At 61.4% G+C, this 20362-nt stretch carries 18 protein-coding genes and 5 pseudogenes; 11 read left to right on the top strand and 12 right to left on the bottom strand.

What is annotated here, in order from left to right; all coding sequences use genetic code 11:
- From D3876_RS08190 to D3876_RS08200, 3 genes are all read left to right on the top strand, one after another.
- Window positions 1–639 (top strand): tetratricopeptide repeat protein, encoded by a 639-nt coding sequence (locus D3876_RS08190; protein WP_119761300.1) that lies wholly within the window; start codon window positions 1–3, stop codon window positions 637–639.
- A gap of 83 nt (window positions 640–722) precedes the next feature.
- A complete protein-coding gene (locus D3876_RS08195; protein WP_182911938.1) occupies window positions 723–2312 on the top strand; it encodes a methyltransferase regulatory domain-containing protein in 1590 nt (529 codons plus the stop codon).
- A gap of 32 nt (window positions 2313–2344) precedes the next feature.
- A complete protein-coding gene (locus tag D3876_RS08200; protein WP_119761304.1) occupies window positions 2345–2827 on the top strand; it encodes a DUF4019 domain-containing protein in 483 nt (160 codons plus the stop codon).
- A gap of 700 nt (window positions 2828–3527) precedes the next feature.
- On the opposite strand, the pseudogene D3876_RS21115 reads toward D3876_RS08200, so the two are convergent.
- From D3876_RS21115 to D3876_RS08215, 3 genes and pseudogenes are all read right to left on the bottom strand, one after another.
- Window positions 3528–3969 (bottom strand): annotated as a pseudogene (locus D3876_RS21115) (DUF885 family protein).
- A 302-nt stretch (window positions 3970–4271) separates the two neighbouring features.
- Entirely contained in the window at window positions 4272–4535 is a 264-nt protein-coding gene (locus D3876_RS20440; protein ID WP_182911939.1) for a hypothetical protein, read from the bottom strand.
- 283 nt (window positions 4536–4818) lie between these two features.
- Window positions 4819–5154 (bottom strand): Thoeris anti-defense Tad2 family protein, encoded by a 336-nt coding sequence (locus D3876_RS08215; protein ID WP_147417614.1) that lies wholly within the window; start codon window positions 5152–5154, stop codon window positions 4819–4821.
- A 333-nt stretch (window positions 5155–5487) separates the two neighbouring features.
- On the opposite strand from D3876_RS08215, the gene D3876_RS08220 reads away from it, so the two are divergent.
- Together D3876_RS08220 and D3876_RS08225 are read left to right on the top strand one after the other, a co-directional pair.
- Window positions 5488–7908: a CHASE2 domain-containing protein gene (locus tag D3876_RS08220; protein WP_119761308.1), complete on the top strand. Its 2421-nt coding sequence runs from the start codon at window positions 5488–5490 to the stop codon at window positions 7906–7908.
- 63 nt (window positions 7909–7971) lie between these two features.
- The gene (locus D3876_RS08225) at window positions 7972–8655 is read left to right on the top strand and encodes a response regulator transcription factor (protein ID WP_119761310.1); all 684 of its coding nucleotides are present in this window, start codon (window positions 7972–7974) and stop codon (window positions 8653–8655) included.
- Window positions 8656–8675: 20 nt separating this feature from the next.
- Here the strand turns inward: D3876_RS08225 and D3876_RS08230 are convergent, their stop codons facing one another.
- The gene (locus D3876_RS08230; protein ID WP_238475395.1) at window positions 8676–9770 is read right to left on the bottom strand and encodes an EAL domain-containing protein; all 1095 of its coding nucleotides are present in this window, start codon (window positions 9768–9770) and stop codon (window positions 8676–8678) included.
- Between the two features lie 598 nt (window positions 9771–10368).
- Here D3876_RS08230 and D3876_RS21200 point away from each other — a divergent pair.
- Both D3876_RS21200 and D3876_RS08240 read left to right on the top strand, forming a co-directional pair.
- On the top strand, window positions 10369–10629 hold the full coding sequence (locus D3876_RS21200) for a DUF1153 domain-containing protein (protein WP_182911941.1): 261 nt from the start codon (window positions 10369–10371) through the stop codon (window positions 10627–10629).
- Window positions 10630–10914: 285 nt separating this feature from the next.
- Complete coding sequence (locus D3876_RS08240) at window positions 10915–11451, top strand: hypothetical protein (RefSeq protein WP_119761315.1); 537 nt, start codon at window positions 10915–10917, stop codon at window positions 11449–11451.
- 211 nt (window positions 11452–11662) lie between these two features.
- Here the strand turns inward: D3876_RS08240 and D3876_RS08245 are convergent, their stop codons facing one another.
- The 4 genes and pseudogenes from D3876_RS08245 to D3876_RS21205 all read right to left on the bottom strand — a co-directional run.
- A complete protein-coding gene (locus tag D3876_RS08245) occupies window positions 11663–12955 on the bottom strand; it encodes a FecR family protein (RefSeq protein WP_119761317.1) in 1293 nt (430 codons plus the stop codon).
- Complete coding sequence (locus D3876_RS08250) at window positions 12955–13218, bottom strand: winged helix-turn-helix domain-containing protein (protein ID WP_182911942.1); 264 nt, start codon at window positions 13216–13218, stop codon at window positions 12955–12957. The genes D3876_RS08245 and D3876_RS08250 overlap by 1 nt, the downstream gene beginning before the upstream one ends.
- A gap of 4 nt (window positions 13219–13222) precedes the next feature.
- Window positions 13223–13417 carry a response regulator transcription factor gene (locus D3876_RS20790; RefSeq protein ID WP_119761320.1) on the bottom strand — a complete coding sequence of 65 codons (195 nt, stop codon included), beginning with the start codon at window positions 13415–13417 and terminating at the stop codon, window positions 13223–13225.
- Window positions 13418–13475: 58 nt separating this feature from the next.
- A pseudogene (locus D3876_RS21205) lies at window positions 13476–13619 on the bottom strand (response regulator); the annotation flags it as partial.
- Window positions 13620–14113: 494 nt separating this feature from the next.
- Between D3876_RS21205 and D3876_RS08270 the strand changes: the two are divergent.
- The 3 genes and pseudogenes from D3876_RS08270 to D3876_RS20795 form a co-directional block, all read left to right on the top strand.
- On the top strand, window positions 14114–14383 hold the full coding sequence (locus D3876_RS08270) for a GlsB/YeaQ/YmgE family stress response membrane protein (protein WP_119761325.1): 270 nt from the start codon (window positions 14114–14116) through the stop codon (window positions 14381–14383).
- A 25-nt stretch (window positions 14384–14408) separates the two neighbouring features.
- Window positions 14409–14702 (top strand): hypothetical protein, encoded by a 294-nt coding sequence (locus D3876_RS08275; RefSeq protein WP_119761327.1) that lies wholly within the window; start codon window positions 14409–14411, stop codon window positions 14700–14702.
- A 274-nt stretch (window positions 14703–14976) separates the two neighbouring features.
- A pseudogene (locus D3876_RS20795) lies at window positions 14977–15225 on the top strand (hypothetical protein); the annotation flags it as partial.
- Window positions 15226–15275: 50 nt separating this feature from the next.
- On the opposite strand, the pseudogene D3876_RS20800 reads toward D3876_RS20795, so the two are convergent.
- Window positions 15276–15973: pseudogene (locus tag D3876_RS20800) on the bottom strand (IS3 family transposase); the annotation flags it as partial.
- A gap of 80 nt (window positions 15974–16053) precedes the next feature.
- On the opposite strand from D3876_RS20800, the pseudogene D3876_RS20625 reads away from it, so the two are divergent.
- Window positions 16054–16200 (top strand): annotated as a pseudogene (locus D3876_RS20625) (ATP-binding protein); the annotation flags it as partial.
- 344 nt (window positions 16201–16544) lie between these two features.
- Here D3876_RS20625 and leuD read toward each other — a convergent pair.
- Genes leuD through D3876_RS08305 form a run of 3 tightly spaced genes read right to left on the bottom strand, consistent with a single transcriptional unit; the run spans window position 16545 to window position 20183 of the window.
- Entirely contained in the window at window positions 16545–17186 is a 642-nt protein-coding gene (leuD, locus tag D3876_RS08295) for a 3-isopropylmalate dehydratase small subunit (protein ID WP_119761329.1), read from the bottom strand.
- Complete coding sequence (gene leuC, locus D3876_RS08300; protein WP_220475438.1) at window positions 17183–18604, bottom strand: 3-isopropylmalate dehydratase large subunit; 1422 nt, start codon at window positions 18602–18604, stop codon at window positions 17183–17185. The genes leuD and leuC overlap by 4 nt, the downstream gene beginning before the upstream one ends.
- A gap of 37 nt (window positions 18605–18641) precedes the next feature.
- Entirely contained in the window at window positions 18642–20183 is a 1542-nt protein-coding gene (locus D3876_RS08305; protein WP_182911944.1) for an AMP-binding protein, read from the bottom strand.
- Window positions 20184–20362 lie beyond the last annotated feature (179 nt).

Consider the following 20362-nt stretch of genomic DNA (forward strand, 5'->3'; position numbering starts at 1 on the left):
ATGCTGGCGCGGGCCTCGGTGAGCCTTGCCATGCTCGCTCTTGCGAGCATGGCACACGCCCAGCAGCCGCCGGCCGTTCGGCCGGCGGCGGTCCAGTCCTCCGCCAACCAGATCCCGGCCAGCGAGCTCACGATCACCAATGACGAGCTTGCGGTCGACCAGTGGACCAACGGGCGTGTTCGTGACGCGCTCAAGATATGGATGGCACAGGCGAAGACCGGGGATGCCGACGCACTGTACAATCTCGCCCAGGCGTTTCGGCTCGGTATCGGCGTCAAGCCCAGCGAGCAGGCGGCGGCGGGCCTCTACAAGAAGGCAGCGCTGGCGGGCCATCCCTCGGCCAATGAGCGGCTGGGCATCCTGCTCTATAAGGATCCGTCCCGCCGCGCTGAATCGGTCGAGTATCTCGAGCGCGCCGCGGGCGGCGCGAGTGTCCGTGCGCACTATATCCTGGGCGTGATGCGGGTGCGCGGCGAATATGTGCCGCGCGACCTCGCCTTCGCCCAGCTCCATTTGCAATGCGCAGTCGACGGGGGGGTCGAATCGGCGCGCAGACCACTGGCACAGATCAGGATGGAGATGACGCCTGCGGACAAGTCCCGGGCGATCGCGCTGGTGACCGGATCACCGCTGAAATAGGGTAAAATTAGCGTCACTTGCTTGCTTAACAACTATAATCGCACCGTACTCACCCGGATTACTCATTGCGTAGGAACAACATCGTGTCCGACATCATCCAGCAGATCAGGGCGGAATATGATTCCACACCCTATGAGTCCTTCCCCTTCCCGCAGTCCGCGCCGCCTTATCTGGCCGCGATCGCGCATCTATTCGGGCTGAAGGCGCCCGATCCCGAAAAGGCCCGGATCCTCGAGCTGGGCTGCGCGTCCGGCGGCAACATCATTCCACTGGCGATCCGGCATCCGCATGCGCGCGTCACCGGCATCGATCTGTCGCAGGTCCAGATCGAGACCGGCCAGCGTATCGTGAAGGAATTGGCGCTGGACAATATCGAACTCAGGCTGGGCGACCTGACCGAGATCGGGCCCGAGCTTGGCACCTTCGACTATATCATCTGCCACGGCGTGTTCAGCTGGGTGCCCGCGCATGTCCAGGCGGCGATCCTAAGGATCTGCAAGGATAATCTCGCAGCGGACGGGATCGCCTATATAAGCTACAACACCTATCCGGGCTGGAAGGCCAAGGAGGTCATCCGCGACGCGATGATCCTGCGCGGGAAGGATCCGCGGGCCGGGTCGAACCAGCTCGGCTTCGCGCGCGGGATCATCGACTTCCTCAAGGACGTGGCGCCCCGGCAGAGCCTTCTCGCCCACATCCTCGAGGAGCACAGCCCGGTCCTGCGGCAATCGCGCGACTATTATTTGCAGCATGAATTCCTCGAAGCCTGCAATTCGCCGATTTACTTCTCCGAATTCCTCGCCGCCGCGAACGAGGTGGGGCTGGGCTATCTCGCCGAGGCCAACCTTTCGACGATGTTCGCGTCCAATTATGGCGCCAAGATCGCAGAGCCGCTGCTCAAGGAATGCGAAGGCAATCAGGCGCGGCTCGAGCAGTATCTGGATTTCGTGACCAACCGCACTTTCCGTCAGACCGTGCTGGTCCACAAGGAACGCACCGACCAGATCCGCTATGGGCTCGATGCGGAACGGCTCACGAGCCTCCATGTCGCGGCATTCCTGCCGGCGCACGACGCTTCTCCTGCTCCGCTGGACAGCGCCCCGCGTCACTACGGCCCTCAGGGGCTCGATCCGGTGACGCTCAGAACCCCCGTCGTCAAGGTCGCGGCCGACATCCTGACCGAGCAATGGCCCGCCACGCTGAGCTTCACGGCGATCGCCAGCGCAGTAAAGAAGAAGCTCGGCAAGCGCTATCCCGCAGCCGCCGAGGACGAGCTCGTCAACCTCATCGAAGTGCTCGTCATCCAGAACCGGGCGAAGATCAGCCTGAAGCCCGTGGGAGCCGCGAGCGACAAGCCGGCCGGCAAGATCGTGCTGCCCGAGCCCTGGCGCAGCTATGGCGCGGCCACCGCCAATGAAGGCACGCCCCATATCGCCAATGCCTGGCATGAGGCTATCATGCTTGATCCGGCCGAGCAGCATCTCCTCGCCCGGCTCGACGGCTCGGCGTCGCGTGATGCGCTGGTGGGGCATCTCATCGATTGCGCCGAGCAGGGCAAGGTCTCCTTCGAGGTCGCCGGCGAGCGCCTGACCGATCCCGAGCGTGTCCGCTCCGGCGCCGACGAGCATGTCGAGCGTGTCCTATCCAACTTCGCCAAGCGTTTCATCCTGTGAGCCTGCGGGCTCACGACATCAGGAGTCTAGCCATGAAGAAACTGATTCCGATTCTCGGTTGCGTCGCCTTCGCGCTACCCATGACCATCCAGGCCGCCGCCCAGGCCCCGGCGCCCCGCCAAGCCCAGGCGCAGCCCCAGTCCACCCCCCAACAGAGACTCGATCTCAACGCACTGATGAACGTCGCAATCAGGGCGTTGCAGGCGATCGACCAGAATCGCGCCGGCGAGATCTGGGACAGCTTCTCGGCCCAGGCGAAGAGCAAGGTGACGAAGAAGGACTTCGTGGCGCAGGTCAACCAGGCGCGTAGCCCGCTCGGCGCTGTCACCGAGCGCGATTGGGCCATGCTCGAGCGCCAGATCTTTCCGGCGGGTAATGCCCAGATTCCTCCGGGCCAGTATATCACGGTCCGCTTCGCTGCCCGCTTCCAGACCGGCGCGATCAAGGGCGAGCAGGTCTCGTTCCGCCTGGACGAGGACGGCGTCTGGCGCGTGACCGGATATTCGATGCATTGATGGGACGGCGGGCGGCCGATCGCCGCGCGCGCCCCTCTTCGGTGATCTGGAATCCACAGCGCAACGCTTTGACGGCGCCGCGGCGGAGATCGTGCGGATGCAGCAAACGAAGCAGGGGATTGGGCCGGTGAGTGCGAAGAGCAACTACGGCATTCAGGGTCGGACGCGAAAGCGTTCGACTCTGAGCGCGCTGCAACTGTTGACAAAAATCCGCGCGCTTCCTTGGGTCTGCTATTTCCGGACGAGTCACATCACGACCGCAACCGGAAAGCACGGTCGAGAAGGTTGGCGCAGATCGGTCAAGATTGACAGTTGGCCGATGTCCGGAAGGGAGTGTTGCATAATCTGGTGGGCCTCCAAAAAACCCGGCCGCCCGCTTTCAAATGAGCCTCGCACCGAAGAGCGGCTCCCCATTCCCGACACTCGCGCGCTCTCACGCGCGTAGCCTCAAAAGTTTTGCAGGATGGATCGTGAAGATGGCCCGACAGTCAATCGGCGTTTGGAAAGCCCGGTGCATGAATTGGCACTCGATGCCGTCGCCGTTTTGGGGGCTCCAGATGCGCGGATGTCCATCTTGGCCGTGGACATGCCCACGAGACCGCATACGTTGACTCACACTCCGATTTGGTGATTGCGGGGACATTTGCGCCGACCTGGCAGCCGAGTACACTCGCCCACGCCTTGGCCTGCAACCCAACGTTTAGTTCTGTTGTGAGCCGGCTTCAGTTATTAGGCTGAATCGGGAAGACTTGCTTGCCTGGTCCTGGCGCTCGCACTCGACAAATTTTTTCATCCGCTGCTCGAGTAGGGCAAGTGGCACCGAGCCGAGGCCGAGGATCACGTCGTGAAAGCGGCGTTGGTCCAATGCGCTGTCGAGCGTCTGTTCGGCTTCGTTTCTGAACCGCCTGATGGTCATTTCCCCAAGCTCGTGGGCGACCGCCTGACCGGGCCAGCTTATATAGCGGTCGATCTCGGTTTCGACCTCATGACGTGAAGGCGCGGTGATCGGCGAGATAGGTAATCGCTTTTCCGCGCGACCGGCCGTAGCGGTGGATCCCGGTATCGATCACCACACGCGCTGCACGCCACATTTCGTAGCTGAGACGGCCGAAGCGTTCATAGGGTGTCCGGTAGATGCCCATGTCTTCGCCGAGCCGCTCGGTGTAAAGGCCTCACCCTTCGCCATAACCCGAAAAATAGGTGTTGCGGCGAAGGGCCGGCTTGGTCCATTTGCTCTTCGGCCAGCGCTGTCTGGCGGCTCCTCGTTACCATTGTTTACGCATTCCATTTCACCGAGAACTTTACGTGCGCCAAGGGTGGCTCGGGGACGATCTGAGGAAAGTCGTCAACAAGATCCAGCTATATTTTAGCTGATATTGGGCTGCCTATGAGGCTATTTCACGGTATCGGGCTTGCTTGTTGTGTGAGGTGTATGCCGCGTTCCTCAGACCGCAGCATTCGAATAGCAGCAGCGCCGATCGACGACGATTGAGGACGCCTCCTCCTCGTCCGAAAGATCGGGACGCCATGTTTCATGCAAGCCGGGGGCAAGATCGAAGAAACTGACGACGCGCTTGCTGCGCTGAGGTGGGAGCTGCCGGAAGAAATTGGCCTGGAACTGAATGAAGGCGCTGCCCGGTACCTGGGCCGCTTTTCGGCGTCGGCTGCCAACGAAGCCGGTTGCATCGTGGATGCCGAGATACTTCATGTTCGCGTCTTTCATACGCAAACGACGAACTGCGAGATCGAGGGCGCTGTGGGTGAACCATGGAGCGGCCGAGACGCGCTTACACGCGATCACAATTTGCCACTGTCTCGTGCCCTCGGAGCGTAACCGGCCGCGTCCCGCCACGAAAAAGCGCGAGCCTCGTACGTCCGCCCGGGCAGCCATGGCCCGAAACCGCGAGGGCGCCGATGTCGATCGCCTGCTGGTTGCGGGAAGTTGAGTCCCGGGCCGGTCATGACCGACCCGGGACTCAAGCCCGGGTTCGTCAGTTTCGGGCCCTCGCCGCAAAATTTACCGAAGATTGGCTCGATATGGCATGCTGCATGCCAAAGATCGGCTTTTCACGATCCGCCACCTCAACCAGCACCCAGTCCTCGGCGGTCCAGTCCGAGCCAAGACAGGGATAGCCCCATTCGCGATAATATTCACCATGGTCGACCCGCATCACCGGGACGCGACGCCCGTCGATCTCCGTCATCCGAACATGCATCATGCGATCCATCCAGGAGGCGCGCCGGACAATCTTGCCCTGGAACAGCGCCTGCACAGCTTGTCTGAAATTCATCCTCTGGGTCCCACAATGCCGGGTCTTCATCGCCATTTCCGATCCCTCGCGATGCACGGTTCCGGCAGATGTCGGACTTTTTCAACAGTCCATCGTCGTGCTTTGCAATCTCTTACAATGCAGAAACCGGCCCGTTTTCCGGAATGTCTTGCGCTAGCCAAGGAAGGGACGGCATATTCGCGCTTGCGCAACCAGGACGAACCGGCTGGCCAGCAGCGCGGCTTAGGAAGCCGGTTGCGCCTCTGGAGGTAACTCTGCGCAGCCTCCTCGCATGTGTGCACGGCTCACCAGTGTCGGCCGGCTTCGGGCGTCGACGGAACGATCCGCCGCACCGGGCTGTCTCTGGTATAGGCTTGGCAGGCGGTCTGCTTGCCGTTCGCGGCGGAAACGATGGAGTATGTTTTATGCTTGGATCGCGGGCGCAGCCCCGACATCAGGTGGTCAATGTCCCAGGATGAGCCTGGTCTGTCGTCGTCCGATCTTCGACCACTAAGACGGCAAGCCGCATCGCAATGGTTGTTGTTGATGCTGTTGTCGGTGGTTGCCGCAAGCGGTCTGGTAATGACGCGGGGCCTCGAACGACTGGACAACGTCGCCTATGATGCGATGCTCAGGCTCTCATCCCAGAAGGCCAGCGGCGATATCGTCCTCGTCGCGATCGATGATCGAAGCCTCGCAGATCTCGGCCCATGGCCCTGGCCGCGAGATACCCATGCCCGGCTGCTTGAGCAGCTGGGTCGTGCGCGCCCCCGCGCCATACTCTATGATGTCCTCTTTCTCGAACCTTCTCCAGACGCGGCCGGGGATGAGCGCCTGTCACGTGCCGTTGGGGAGGGGCCGGTCTTCCTTCCGCTGTCTGTCCAGGCGCCGGGCCTCAACGGAGCGCCTGTCGACATCTCGCGCCCGGTCCCCGCGATCGGTGGCACGGCTGCCGGATTGGGCCAGGTGACTGTCAGGCCGGACGATGACGGCGTGCTGCGCCGCGTGCCTCTTGCCCTACGTTTTCCCGATCTCTGTCTGCCGCATCTCGCGGTGGCCCTGACGTCGTTCCTGAAAGGGGAAAAGGCCGGCTGCGCGGCACCCGATATGCCCAACCTGATTTCCTATGCGGGTCCTGCCGGCACCTATCCGGCCATTTCCTTTTCCGAGGTGATGAACGGGAACGTGCCTGACGAGATCGTGAGGAACCGGATCATGCTCGTCGGGGCGACTGCAGCGGGCGTGGGCGACTATCACGCAACCCCCATGCGGGGCCGCGAGGACCTTATGTCCGGTATCGAGATACAGGCCAATATAGTTGATGCCTTGTTGGGCAGAGGCTTTCATCAGGAGGCGGGCAAGGGCACGACGCTGGTTTTCAACCTTGCTCCATTGCTCGCTCTTTGGCTCGGCTTCTGGTTCATCACGCCGCGGCAGGGCCTTCTACTCGCGCCGATGCTCGCGGTGATGATGATCGCGCTCGCGACCGGGCTTCTCGCCTGGGGCGGTTATTGGATGCCCCCCATGGCCGGCGTTGTCACCATCGCGCTCTTCACGCCGGTGTGGAGCTGGCGCCGGTTGTCGGCTGCGAGCAGCTACTTCATCGGCCAGCTGACCCGGCTCGAAGAGGAGCCGGGCGTATTCAGCCGCGCCGGTGGTGCCAAGCGCCGCATCATCCCTGCCGACCGGCTCGAGCAACAGATGGAGCTCCTCCAGGATGCCATTGGCCAAGTCCGAGAGCTGAAGAACTTCATCGATGTGTCGCAGGCCAGCCTTCCGGATGCGACCCTGGTCACCGACACCAGTTGGACTATCCTGCGCGCCAATTCCCGCGCCCACGACCTTTGGCGGCGCTACATGGGAAGTGAGGCTACGGGAATGATGACCGCATATCTCAACAGGATCCGGCCGTGGATTGTCGATGGGCAGGAAGGCTTTACGCGTTTTGTCGGTGAAATGGAGTCGGCGGTCGTTGAGGAGCGCGAGTGCGAGATCGGCCTCGACGACGGGCGCGCATATCTGCTGCGAGTCAAATCCGTCGACACCCGCTTCGGGCCGGTCAAGTACGTCATCTTTCGCCTGGCCGACATAACCGAGCTGCGCAGTGCAACGCGCCAGCGGGACATGATGCTTCAATTCCTGACGCACGACATGCGCTCGCCTCAGGTGTCGATCCTCGCGCTCCTCTCGGGCGAGGGAGCAAAGGAGGTTCCCGAACCCTATGCGCGACGCATCGGCGCCTGCGCACGGCAGACGCTGGACCTGGCCGAGCAGTTCGTCCAGCTGGCGCGCGCCGAGGCTGCCGAATATGACCTGCAACCAGTCGAGCTTGGCGACCTTGCGATCGATGCGGCCGATCAGCTCTGGCCACAGGTCAAGGCGGCCGGAGTATCGATCGACGTGGAGCGGGACGAGGACACCCTCCTTGTTCGCGGCGATGCGTCGCTGCTTGTGCGCGCCATCACCAACCTGGCAGGCAATGCGATCAAGTATAACCGGCGCGGCGGATGGGTACGGATTCGCGTCGGCTCACCCGACCCCACCACGCTGACATGCGCGGTCGAGGACAATGGGCGCGGCATGCAGCCCGAACAGATCGAGGAGCTGTTCAAGCCGTTCCGGCGCTTCGAGGAATCGGCCGCGCCGGCTGACGATATCGGGGTTGGGCTGGGTCTGGTGTTCGTGCGGACCGTCGTTGCCCGTCACGGCGGTCGGATCGAATGCCATAGTACGCCGGAAAATGGCACCTGCTTTACTCTGACGCTGCCGCGACTCGACCTGTCGCTGACTTCGCTCGACGAGGCAGTTTGAGCGAGCTGGCGCCGGCTAAGTTGGGCTAGGCTCGATGTTGCAGAAATTTGGGACGTTGGTCGTATGAAGCTGGCTGTGGTGGATGATAATGCCGACGACGCCGCCTATGTCGGCGAGATGTTGCGAAGCGCCGACCATCATGTCGAAACCTTTGTCTCGGTCGAGGAATTCAGGCGGCGGGTGCGACGCCACACGTTCGACCTGGCTATTTTCGACTGGAACATGCCGGAGATGAGCGGGCTGGAACTGGTTGCATGGCTCCGCGAGACAGGGGCGCCCACGCTTCCCGTGATCATGGCAACCGCAAGGTTTCAGACCCAGGATATCGCGACCGCGCTCGAGGCAGGCGCCGACGACTATATGACCAAGCCCCTTGAGCGGGAGCTCCTGCTTGCCCGCATCAAGGCGGTCGCCGGACGCACGATCGCCCGGTTGGAAAATGAGACCATCACGCTCAATGAGGTGATGCTCCAGGGGGCGTCGGGGCAGGCATGGCTGTCCGGAGACGAAGTGTCGCTCACAGCCAAGGAATTTCAGCTTGCCGCGATGCTGCTGACAAACCTGGGAAGGCCGTTGTCGCGCACCTACCTTCTTGAGACGACCTGGGGCAAGAGCCCGAACGTCTTCACTCGCACGCTCGATGCGCATATTTCTAAGGTCCGTACCAAGCTCGATCTTAGACCCCAGCGCGGCTTCGCGCTGACGACGATCAATGGTTTCGGCTATCGATTGGAGCTCGTTGAATAGCCTCGCTCTCGGCAGTCCCGTTACACGATCACCTCCATCGGCATCGGATACCCCCAATGCCGCCCCTGGCCGATCTCGATACCAAGCGAGAGGCATGTCTCAAGGTCGCATTCTGACCCAATGCCCTCGGCCGTGCAGGCCAGACCCGCTCTCTTGATAGCCGCAATGTCCTGGAGATGGACAATTCTGCTGAAGGCCTTGCCTTCGGCTCTCCGAAGCTCGATCGAATCGAATCGCGCCTCCTCGATACCGGCGCGTCGCAGCCATTCGATCGCGATCGCTGCACTGTCACCGATGACCACGCCCGTGCGAATTCCGGCACGCCGCAAGGGCTTCAGCGCATCAAGGCATATCCTGGCGTTCTCAAGGGACGAGGGCAGATTGACGTCGACGCGTATCGCGCCGATGGGAGCGCCAGCGGCCAGCGTCTGCGAATCGATGGTCGACGGCAGTCTTGTGTGCAGAAGCGCTGATGCGGGCAGCCGCACGCCTATGGGGGCCGCCCTGCCTGCGACGTGCAGCTGCCTCCACAGCGTCAGCGCCATGTCGATGAGGAATGTGCAGTACTCGTCCTCGAGATGGCTTCGCTCGACCGCCCGGAGTATCGCGTTGTGGGGGACGCCGCGGCAGACGTGAAGCGACGGCACGGCGTCATAGCCGACGATCCGGGCGCTGTTGAGCGACGAGCGGAGTTCGAAATTGACTGCCAGATTATCGGCGAACTCGAACCCAAGGGCAATGAAATCGAGCAGGCCGTCAGCGAAGTCCCGGGAATCGGGGGCGCTTGTCTGGCTGCATTCAAGCCATGAGCGCACGGCGGCCGCATCCAGCGGCCAATCGAGGGCCCCGCAATTGCCAATGTTCTTGGCGCCGCGGCGGCCCGTCGATGCAAGCGCCACGTCCGCAAGGGGGGCTCTTATATCGTCGGGAAGCGCGAGGGGATCGATCGCCGGATCCAGGATCGCTGCATGGGGACGAAAGGCGCGCACCAGCCCGGTGTGATGCAGGTTCCGAACGACGAGCGTCACTATGCCTGCCGAGAGCAGCTCGTTCTGAAAGGCCCGGCCCAGTTCCAAGGTGGGGCTTACTACCAACAATCTCGTGTTTTTGATCACCGCCAAGATCACATCCGGACATTGATGATCAAAAACGATATCAGCGTGTAAAATGACGTATAGATAGTAAATTAAATGGAATGTAAAAAATTGAAATATCCCGCGTATTTTCGGATGTTTCAAATGTCACATATTGTAAATTACTATAGAGAACAATTGTAATATATATAGAAAATGGTCAATTCGTCTCATTAAATCGTTGCAAGGAATCATATAATCGTAAAGCGGGTTTCTGCGAATTCTGTGCGAACGGCTTTTCCCCTGGCACGAGGTGCCGATCTCCCGGCACACAACGCCAGCCGTCGCGGATCGAAGTTAAGTTCCGACGGGGGCTCGCAGCATCCCCGCAGGGCGAACATGTGAACGTAATCTTCACACTGGGGGACGTCAGCCAGCCGTGCACTGGGCAAGCAGATTCCCTTCCGATTGGACGAGGACGGAAACAGGAGGCTCGCAGGCCATGCCGTACAATAGCCGTCGGGGCCCCGCGCACCCGCGCCTTCTGGACGCGCGTGTGTCATGATACGCCTTGCCCTGAAAGCTACTCCGCGAGCGGTGCCTTCGCGTGGGTCTCTGAAGTCTTGCTCTGCCGTCTCCGGTGGGGAGATGGACCGGAAAAGGCAACGCGCACGTGGCGCACGCAGTGCTGCATGCGCGGCTCACGGTGGATGATGCCTGCTGTCTCTATCGATTGAGCGAGGTCGAGCTCGGTATCTGGTGTCGCGCGTATTCCGATGTTGGCGTAGCCGCGCTGCGAACCACCAAGGCACAATGTTTCGACAGCATTGGTCAATGCGCGCCGACCGCGGCGAATGATTCTGCGAAACAAGGCGGGAGGTCCGCGAGTTTCAAATTGTAAAAAATGGTTGTGAGCACGGATTGGCAATTTATCGGCACTGCGGCTTGGCCTATCACGCTGGTGTCTCAGCTCCTTCCCGGAGAAGACGACCCGAAACAACCTTGACGAGGCCTTGGATGACCACGGCCCCTCCCCCCAACACGGTAGTGGCCGGGCCTCGTCTTTTTTCGGCTGTGCTCATCTGCGGAACCGGCGGGCAACGATGCATTGATGCGCATCCCGAACCGGGGACTGGATTAGCCAGCTGTAGCTAATCCGGATAAGCTTTCAGGACGAGGTGACGTCATGCGCGCGACGACGATGATGCTGATCGCTGCAGCAGGGTTGAGCGGGGCGTGCAGCCACGCACCTGAAATCCTGATCACCGGCACGGGTGCGCCGTTGAAGCCTGCGAGCACCTATCGTGTCGTGGCTGCCGAAGGCGCAACGCTAGGATTGCCAATGGAAGTCAGCGACCGATTGACCACGCAGCTCGCAGCCATCGGGCATTCTCCTGCCACGCAGGGAAAGGCGGATCTTCTGCTCGTTCCAAGTCTCGACCGCCGTCCAGCGAAGCTCGGAATGTTCGTCCGGGGCAACCTGGGTGAAGCCGGCGAGACCATGCACTGGATCGAAGCCCCGCGGACGGATGCGAAGATCGCAACCAGCTTTGCGCTCCGCTTCGTCGACCCCTTCACGGGCAGGGAATTGCGGTCCACGAGGGCGACGGCATTTCACAGGAGGCGGGATGCGGCAAAGGTGCTCCCCCAATTGATCGACGGCGCTGTCATGGAACTCAATGCCCCATCGCCTTCGCCGTACAGTGAAAAAATGCTGCCCTAGAAGGGGAGGGCGGCCGACCACACCGCCCCAGCGGCGACAATCTATCCCAGTCGACCATTCTCGAAACGCCGGGCGCCTTGCATCCGGTCGGCACACGGGAGCGGGGCGCACGCACGGGAGTGCTGAGCACAAGCTTCCATGATTCAGCAAGCAAATGACCATAGGGTCGTCACGGCAAGGCGTCTCGCGGCGGTGTGGCTGAGGCTCCGGTCTATCGCGCGTCGCCGACCTGCAGCCTCTGAGGTGGCGTCACGGTCTCGCTGTAGCGGCCATCCTCGAAACGGAGCGACCACACGCGCCAATGCCATGTGCCGCTCGGCAGGTCGCTCACCGTCAGATTTGTCGAAAGGAGCCCGGCACGATCCACCAGACGATCGAGTCCCGCCTCATCGCGCGACAAGACGAAACGATACTCGACCTTGCCAGCACCGGAGCCGCGCCACCGGAAGAGAAAATCCTTGCGGTTGCCGGCGGTGCCGGCCTGCGGCGCATCAGCCTCTATCGTGTTGAACTGCCTGTCGAAGCTGAAGACGTTGGCCTGACCTTCGATGCCTTCTGCATCAAGCGCGGTCGTGCGAATGAAGTAGGTGCCGTTCGGCAGGGAATCGAACGTCACCTGCGGCGTCGCCGTTCGCTCGCTCGCGAGACGGTCGATGAAGCCCGCATCGCTGGCGATTTCAAAGCCGTAGCTGCTTGCGTTGTCCACGGTCCTTGCTGAAAACGCGAGCGTCTCGGCCTGCTGGATGGTGCCCGAGCGATCAAGCTCCGGGGCATCAATCAGTCTGACCGGCTTGATCGCGCTGCCGGAGCGGACCGCCGCTCCGCTTCCTGCTTCAATCGCCTGGTCGCGTACCGCGACCGTGCCTTGAAGCGTGCCAACGGTCATGCTTTCGGTCGCTTCATTGTAGCTGACGCGAAAGCTGGTTCCGCGCACCGCCGTCGTTGCTATCGGCGTCGTTACGGAAAACGGATTGGTGCGCGACGGGGTGACGTCCCAGTCGCTTCTGCCCGTCAACAGGCTGAACGATCGCTCGACTTGCCCGGTCAACAAGGTTCGGCGGAGCCGGGTGATCCCGACCCAGCTGTTGGAGGGCAGGCTGAAACGGGAGTTGTCGGGCAACTCGATTGTGACGAAGGATTTCGCGCCAGTCGCAATCATCATGCCTTGGGTAACCTGATCTCCGGTCACGGCGCGAGCCTCGCTCTTGCCGCGAACGATCCGGACATTACCCCGATAAGCGGCCACCGTTCCCTTGACCTGCTCGGACCTGAGCAGGCGACGCGGGATCAGGAGCACCTTACCTGTCGGCAGGCGACGCGGATTAGTAACGCGGTTCAGCCTTTGCACCTCACGATAGTCTCCGGGACGAAGAAAGTAACGTTCGCCGAGCGTAAAGAGATTGTCTCCGCGCTTCACGCGATAGCGGACCGCAGAATCCGTGCGTGCGGGCGATGCGCTGTGTGCGGGGACGAGAAGGGCCAGAAGTGCAAGCGTCACACTCATTATAGCGCTCCTGGTATCGCTGCGTGGCCGAGCATGGCCTTCAGGCGATAGCCATGGCTGCAGATTGGCGTCAGCCGATATTCGCGTTCGGGCCTGAGCCCGAGCTTGGTTCGGATCTTCGAGATATGCGAGTCAAGCGTTCGGGTTTGCAGATCGGGGTTGCGACCCCAGACGGCCTCCAGCAGATAGTGACGCGAGAGCGGCCACGACAGGTTGCTCAAAAGCACGAATGCGAGATGGAATTCCGTGGAGGTGAGCGTCACGCGATCACCCCGATACACAGTTCTCGCGCGGCTCGATCAGGTACGCTCTGCGCATGATCGCCTCGAGGCGTGCAAGCAGCACCGATCGATCGACGGGCTTGATGACGTAATCGTCCGCGCCGGCCTGGAGGCCGGTGACTATGTCGTCGACATCGGTCCTCGACGTGATCAGCATGATGAGCACGGTAGCGGCAATCACCTCGCATCCACTTCAGCAAGTCCAAGCCTGAAATCTGAGGCAGATTCCAGTCTACGAGAACAAGGTCAAAGACATCGATGCGGAATTGCCTGATAAAGGACGCGCTGTTTGCGAATGCATGCACGAGATGGGCGGCATCCAGCAAAAGCGATTTCAGGTGTTCACGATATTCTGCGTCATCGTCCACGATAGCAAAGCGCATGCTGGATTCGTCGCCATTTTCCCGCTGCGAGGCGTTGTCCCTCGCTGCAGTCCTAGCATGAGCCTCTCGGAGGAGGGAGGTGTGCCGGGCTGTCAATCGTAAACAATTGCAAAACGATAGGCCGCTGGCGACGAATTGCGGTGGGGCAGTGCGGAACCGGCAGATCGGCTGTCCCTCAGGCCCGCACCCCGCCGCGATACCAGGAACGATGCGGCTCTTCGCAGGCCCGAAATCGGCGCACTGCCGGCTCTGTCATGACGATATCCGGGATTGCAGGTCCCCGCGACAAACCGCCGGGGCGAGTGATGCCTTATTGACCCGGATTGGCCAATCTCGTCATCCGATCGATGGCGTGTGCACCGATCTCGTTTGAAGGTAAACAATTGTGTCTTACGACAGGTGCTGATCGCCATCGGCTGGCAATTCCTGCTCCCCGCTCTACGTCTTGAGATCTCGATGGCCACTATCAGGTCCATCAATAGGGGAGGACGACAATGTACTGGATTCTTCTTCTTGCAATCGGCGGCATTCTTGGCTGGCTGGCGAGTATTGTCATGCGCACTGATGCCCAGCAGGGTATCTTGCTGAATATCGTTGTCGGGATTGTCGGCTCCATAGTCGGCAACTTTCTGCTGGGCTCGCTGCTTGGCGGTGGGTCGATCGGATCATGGCCGCCCGACCCGGCGGCACTGCTCAGTGCCTTCCTCGGCGCCGTCATTATGCTTGGCGCCGTGAACCTGTTCCGGCGCGGCAGCGTGAGATAACCGGCGTGACGATCGGTTCTGCTCCGTGCAGCGCCGATCGTCACCAGGCGCGAGCCTGTTCGACAAGCGTGTCGCGCGAGCGCTCGGCATCGGCCAGCATTTGCGAAGCTTCGGCGGCATCGTCGCTCCCGGTGGACGGCGCATGGACATCGGCCGCATCGATGACCGGTTGCTGATCGAGGCGCGGCTGAGCCCGCTCGAGATCGCCTTCATCCACCGGCGTCAGCAGCTAATGATCAACGTCGCGGTTGGCGATCGCTCGATCCACGGGACGCTCGCAGGTCGTCGATCGCATGTCTTCCGACACGATCCAGAATGAGATCGAACGGGGCATCAGACCCGGGCACCACATGCGTTAGTGACGGCGAGCAAGCATCTCGCATCCATTCCAGCCATGGCCGCGCCACGGCGCAGACACGGATCGGACGCAAGAGCGTCCCGGACGATCCGCTGGCGCCGTTCATGGCGCATCCGAGGTGCTGCGCGAGCCCCAAGCCGCGCTGCCGGGGACTGGCGCTCCAGAAATTGATCTGGGGTCTGCGGGGCGGGTTGGGCTTTGTGAATTTACACTTCTTTGCACAATGGGCCGCGCAATGCGTGGTAGTTCTGTTCTGCCGGGCCCTTGCGGGTCGCACCCGGCAGGCGGACGGCATAATGCCCGTTATGTCGTCCGCCTATGCTTTTGCCGCGCTCGAAATCAGGATCATTGCGAGGGCACGAGGCGGACGGATCCTCAACGGGATCGGGGCCAGATCAGACGTGAAGCTGTACTGGCAGGCGTCGATTGTGTGCTCAAGCTTCTGGACATCAGTTCCAGCCTTGCCGAGCGCAAGGCGCTTACACAGGAACTCAGCTACACGGGTGCTCTTGATGGGAGCGCGGAAATGTATCAGCTGAACGTGTCCACGACCGTCAGGACACGCAGCTTCGGCCCCGTCGCCAACTGGTCATGGACAAAGTCCATGGCCCACACATCATTGACGCGGGAGGCCGCGCAGCGGCCTTGCCTCAACTTCGCCTTTACCCGCCGCTTCGGCGTTTTCTTGCGCAGTTGCAGGCCCAGCTCCCTGTAAAGCCGATAAACCCGCTTGCCATTGATTCCCCAGCCTTCGCGCCGCAGCAGAACATGGATACGGCGACAGCCGTAACGAACACGCGTCTCGGCGATCCCCTTGATCCGCTGCTTGAGGTCGGCCTGACCGGTACCCTTGTCACGGTAGTGGTAGCTGGATCGTTCCGCCCGCAACACGCTGCAGGCCCTGCGGATGCCGACCTGCCATGTGCTGCGGATATCATCGACCAGCTGGCGCCGCCGATCAGGCCTCAGAGCTTTCGCGAAACGACATCCTGCAACATCGCCTTGTCCAGGCTGAGCTCTGCAACCAACCGCTTGAGCTTCGAATTCTCCTCCTCAAGCTGGCGCAACCGCTTCATCTCCGACGGCATCAACCCAGCATACTTCTTGCGCCAGTTGTAGTACGTCACCTCGCTGATTCCTGCCTTGCGGCAGACCTCGCCAACCGATGTCCCGTCGTCCGCCTGCTTGAGCACGAAGGCTATCTGCGCCTCGCTGAACTTCGATCTCTTCATCTCATACTCCGTATCCTGGCCCTCCAATCATAACTGGTATTTTCCAGCTCAAAACGGTCCGGAATTCCGGATGCACGTCACCTGTCGTCGCCACCGCCATTTTCGACCGGCTGCTCCACCACAGCCATGTCATCACCTTCCCCGGGGATAGCTATCGATTACGCGAAAAGCGTCGCAGTGGCCTCTTGCAAAAGGCCACTGTGACGCATGATTTGGAGAGTGCCTAACAACCCTGGGCGGACCAGTTTTGCGTGTCGCCCCCGGCCACTTCACGATGTCGCTTGATACCCACTTGCTGCACCGGTAACCCAAGCAGTACGTCCATCCAGAATGCCTGGCATTCAGACCTCCCTTACATACTCCATAGAGCGCGCCGCGCAGAACGGCATTCGTTAGCTATTCAGCGGTGTGGCAAGATGGCTTCCCTCAGAGACAGCTAGAGACAGCTCTTCTCCTGCTACTCGTTGGCCTGATTCGTCGGGTTCTGGCAGTTTTCAGTTCGGGCGGGTCTGGTTGGCGATGTTGCCCGGGAAGTTCTTGGCCGATCTTCCGTGCCATATGCCGTCGAGGTTCATCCCAGGCTGTCCAATCTCGCCCGTGAGACGAACGGGCGCCAGGGCATTGCTGCCATCGCCGCCACTTCATGTTCGTCGATAAGAGCTTTATACCCGAGCGAGCGGTCGATGTCGTCCAGACCGTTGAGGAGCCGGTCGCGGCTCGCGGCGTCCATCTTGAATGAAATGCATTCGCCATTCACCCGCAAAATCGTTTGCGTGACCAGATCGACTATGAGGCACGCGGTGTTCTGATGGGAGGAGTCCGCCAGCAGAATATCGATTTCACTTCGCGGAAGGGTGACCGGCAATATCCCGTTCTTGAGGCAATTCGCATGAAAGATGTCCGCGAAGCTCGGCGCGATGACGCACCTTATGCCGAAATCAAGCAGCGCCCATGGCGCGTGTTCGCGGCTGGACCCGCAGCCGAAATTCTCGAGCGTGACCAAAATGTGGCTTGCGCGCCAGGGATCGCGATTGAGAATAAACTCCGGAATTTCGCTTTCTTGCTGATCGAACCGTAATCCATGCAGCAGGGCGCGGCCGAGTCCCGATCGGGAAACGGTCTTCAGATACTTCGCCGGCACCAGCATGTCGGTATCGACATTGGCGATCGGCAGCGCGGCTGCGATTGCTTCGAGGCGGATGAAGGGGGTCATGCCTCGAGTTTTCCCGGGTTGACCAGCCGGCCATGGATCGCCGCCGCCGCCGCCATCGCGGGGGACATCAGATGCGTCCGTCCTCCAGGGCCCTGGCGCCCTTCGAAATTACGATTCGACGTCGAGGCGCAACGCTGGCCCGGGCTCAGCCGATCCGGGTTGAGGCCGAGGCACATCGAGCAGCCGGGATCACGCCATTCGAAACCGGCCTCCATGAAGATGCGGTCTAGACCTTCCGCCTCGCCCTGAGCCTTCACCGCGCCGGAACCAGGCACGACCAGCGCGCGCACACCTGCGGCGATTCGACGCCCTCTTGCCAATTCCGCGGCAGCGCGCAGATCCTCGATGCGGCTGTTTGTACAGCTGCCAATGAACGCTACATCGATCGGCAGGCCAGCCAGCGCGCTTCCTCCCTCCAAGCCCATATAGTCGAGCTTTTGCTGCAGGCGCGCGCGCCGTTCCGGGTCGACTTCCTTCGCCGGATCCGGAACGGTTCCGCTGATCGGGATAACATCCTCGGGACTTGTGCCCCAGGTCACCATCGGCTCGATCCGGCGGGCGTCCAGCGTGACGGTCCGGTCATATCGAGCCCCGGCCTCCGATGCGAGCATGCGCCAGTCGGCGGTCGCGCGCTCTAACTCCTGCCCTTTCGGTGCGAAGGGCGTTTCCGCGAGCCAGGCAAAGGTCTTTTCGTCGGGCATGATCAATCCCGCGCGCGCGCCGGCCTCGATCGTCATGTTGCAGATCGTCATGCGTCCCGCCATGCTCAACTCGCGGATCGCATCGCCGGCATATTCGATCACATATCCGGTGGCGCCAGCGGTGCCGATTTGTCCGATGATCGCGAGGATGATGTCCTTTGCGGTCACGCCGGCGGCGAGCGGGCCATCGACGTGCACCAGCATCGTCTTCGAGCGTCGCTGGACGAGCGTCTGGGTGGTGAGAACATGTTCGACCTCGGAGGTGCCGATACCAAATGCGAGCGCCCCGAACGCGCCATGGGTCGATGTATGACTGTCGCCGCAGACGATCGTGGTTCCGGGAAAGGTCAACCCCAACTCGGGCCCGACGACATGGACGATGCCCTGCCGTGGGCTGGTCAACGGAATATAGGGAATGGCGAATTCTGCAGCATTGCGCTCCAGCGTCGCGATCTGAAGGCGGCTTTCCTCGTCTTCCACTGCGGCGAGACCGCCGCGTCGATTGGTAGTCGGCACATTGTGGTCCGCGACCGCAAGATTGAGGTCCGGGCGTCTTACCTTTCTGCCTGCGGTCCGCAAACCCTCGAAGGCCTGTGGGCTGGTGACCTCGTAGAGAAGCTGGCGGTCGATGTAGAGGAGAGACTCGCCTCCTCCCATATCCGCGACGACATGCGCGTCCCAGATCTTCTCATACATCGTGCGTGGCTCGAATGTCACCGCTGGTATGCTCCGGTCCAGCGCCGCGGGCAAATCATCACGCGATCTTCTCCGCGATCATCTCGCGAAGCTTGGGCTTCGAGAGCTTACCCGAAGAGGTCATCGGGAATTCCGATACGACCTCAATTCTTTCCGGCCATTTGAATTTCGCCATGCCGCGGGCGCCGAGAAACTCCGCCAGTTGCTGCACCGTTGGCGCCTGGGAGCCAGCCGGCGGAATGATATAGGCGCAGGCGCGCTGCCCATAGGCCGCGTCGGGCATGGCGACGATAGCGATAGCGGCGACGTTGGTGTGCTCGAGACAGATGCGTTCGACCTCTTCGCAGTTGATCTTTTCGCCGCCCCGATCGACGACATCTTTGACGCGCCCTTCGAACATCAGATACCGGCGGTCTCCAATCGTCTGGAAGCGCATCATGTCGCCTGATCGGTAGAATCCATCGACCGTGAACGCTTCGGCATTCCGTTCAGGCGCGTCATAATATCCGCGGATAGTGCAGGGGCCACGGATGGCCAGTTCGCCGATCGCTCCATCGGGAAGCTCCTCGTCCGAATCGAAGGCGAGAATCCTGAGTTCGTCATGCGGGTCGATCTGGCGGCCGACACTGTCGTTGACCGCTTCGGCAGAATCCGATTCGTTGCAGAAGCAGACCAACCCTTCGGTCATGCCGAAGATCGGCCATGCCGGAGCGCCGTCGACCATCGCGCTGAGTTTCGCTGCGCCGACCGTCGTGATGAAGCCTTTCGCTTCGCTCAAGTCCATCTGGTCGAGCCAGCCGGTTTCCTGCAGTCGCAGCAAGATGGGAATTGGAAGCAGGAACCAGTTCGGCCGCCGCGCGACGATTAGTGGACCAAGGACGGCAGGATCGAGACTGGCCGCGGCGACGACCTCGCCGCCAGCAAAGAGCGAGGGCCCCCAAATGCAAATCATCGGCGCATTATGGACCATGGGCGCCGGCGTCAGCGCCACCGTCGTCTCGTCGAGGCCGTGAAAGTCTATGACGGTGCGCATGGTATAGAGATATTCATTATTGAAGCGTGGTATGATCTTGGGAACGCCGGTAGTGCCGCCGGAAAGCTGGAACACGGCGACCTGGAAGGGGTCGAGTTCGACGTCGGCCAGCGTTTGACGCGCGCTTTCCAGATCCTGCCCCGCAATCAGCGTCTCCAGCGCGACGGCGTCCGAGCCGGCAGGCGCTTCGCCGCGGAGCACCACCGTCCGGTTTAGCGACGGAATTTCGCTGCGCATCCCGTTCGAAAAGGCGACGAAGTCGAATTTGGGATCGTCGCCGGGGACGAAGTGCGCCGTCGCCGCTGCATGGTGTCCGATATAGCCGATCTCCAGGGCGCGATGCGCGGTCAGCGTGCAGATCGGAATCAGGCCGGCCTTGAAGCAGGCGATGAGCGCGACGACGAGTTCCTTGCAATTCGGAACCTGGAATATGATGCGATCCAGCGGCCGGAGCCCAAGTCCGAGAAAAGCCGCGGCGGCCTTGTCGGTGATTTCATTGAGTTCGCGGAAGGTATAGGCGCATCCCGGTTCGGACAGTGCTATCCGGTCGGGAAACCGTGACGCCACATCGCGGAATCCGGATGCAAGGGTCTCGTCCGTCAGCACACCTGACCGGATAAATTCGTCGAGGCGTCGATCCTCTTGATACACAACGCCCGGCATCCTCGTCTTCGGTCCGATGATCCCCGTCACTGATCCACTCCCATTTTCGTCCTTAGATAGCTCATGAAACGAAGCTTCCGCAT

The sequence above is a fragment of the Sphingomonas cavernae genome, assembly GCF_003590775.1.
GTDB classification, from domain to species: domain Bacteria; phylum Pseudomonadota; class Alphaproteobacteria; order Sphingomonadales; family Sphingomonadaceae; genus Sphingobium_A; species Sphingobium_A cavernae.

Bases quoted from the DNA above. Each gene is read 5' to 3' on its own strand.
- D3876_RS08190 (WP_119761300.1), top strand. From the start codon at position 1: ATGCTGGCGCGGGCCTCGGTGAGCCTTGCCATGCTCGCTCTTGCGAGC.
- D3876_RS08200 (WP_119761304.1), top strand. From the start codon at position 2,345: ATGAAGAAACTGATTCCGATTCTCGGTTGCGTCGCCTTCGCGCTACCC.
- D3876_RS20440 (WP_182911939.1), bottom strand. From the start codon at position 4,535: ATGAAGTATCTCGGCATCCACGATGCAACCGGCTTCGTTGGCAGCCGA.
- D3876_RS08215 (WP_147417614.1), bottom strand. From the start codon at position 5,154: ATGGCGATGAAGACCCGGCATTGTGGGACCCAGAGGATGAATTTCAGA.
- D3876_RS08225 (WP_119761310.1), top strand. From the start codon at position 7,972: ATGAAGCTGGCTGTGGTGGATGATAATGCCGACGACGCCGCCTATGTC.
- D3876_RS08240 (WP_119761315.1), top strand. From the start codon at position 10,915: ATGCGCGCGACGACGATGATGCTGATCGCTGCAGCAGGGTTGAGCGGG.
- D3876_RS08245 (WP_119761317.1), bottom strand. From the start codon at position 12,955: ATGAGTGTGACGCTTGCACTTCTGGCCCTTCTCGTCCCCGCACACAGC.
- D3876_RS08270 (WP_119761325.1), top strand. From the start codon at position 14,114: ATGTACTGGATTCTTCTTCTTGCAATCGGCGGCATTCTTGGCTGGCTG.
- leuD (WP_119761329.1), bottom strand. From the start codon at position 17,186: ATGACCCCCTTCATCCGCCTCGAAGCAATCGCAGCCGCGCTGCCGATC.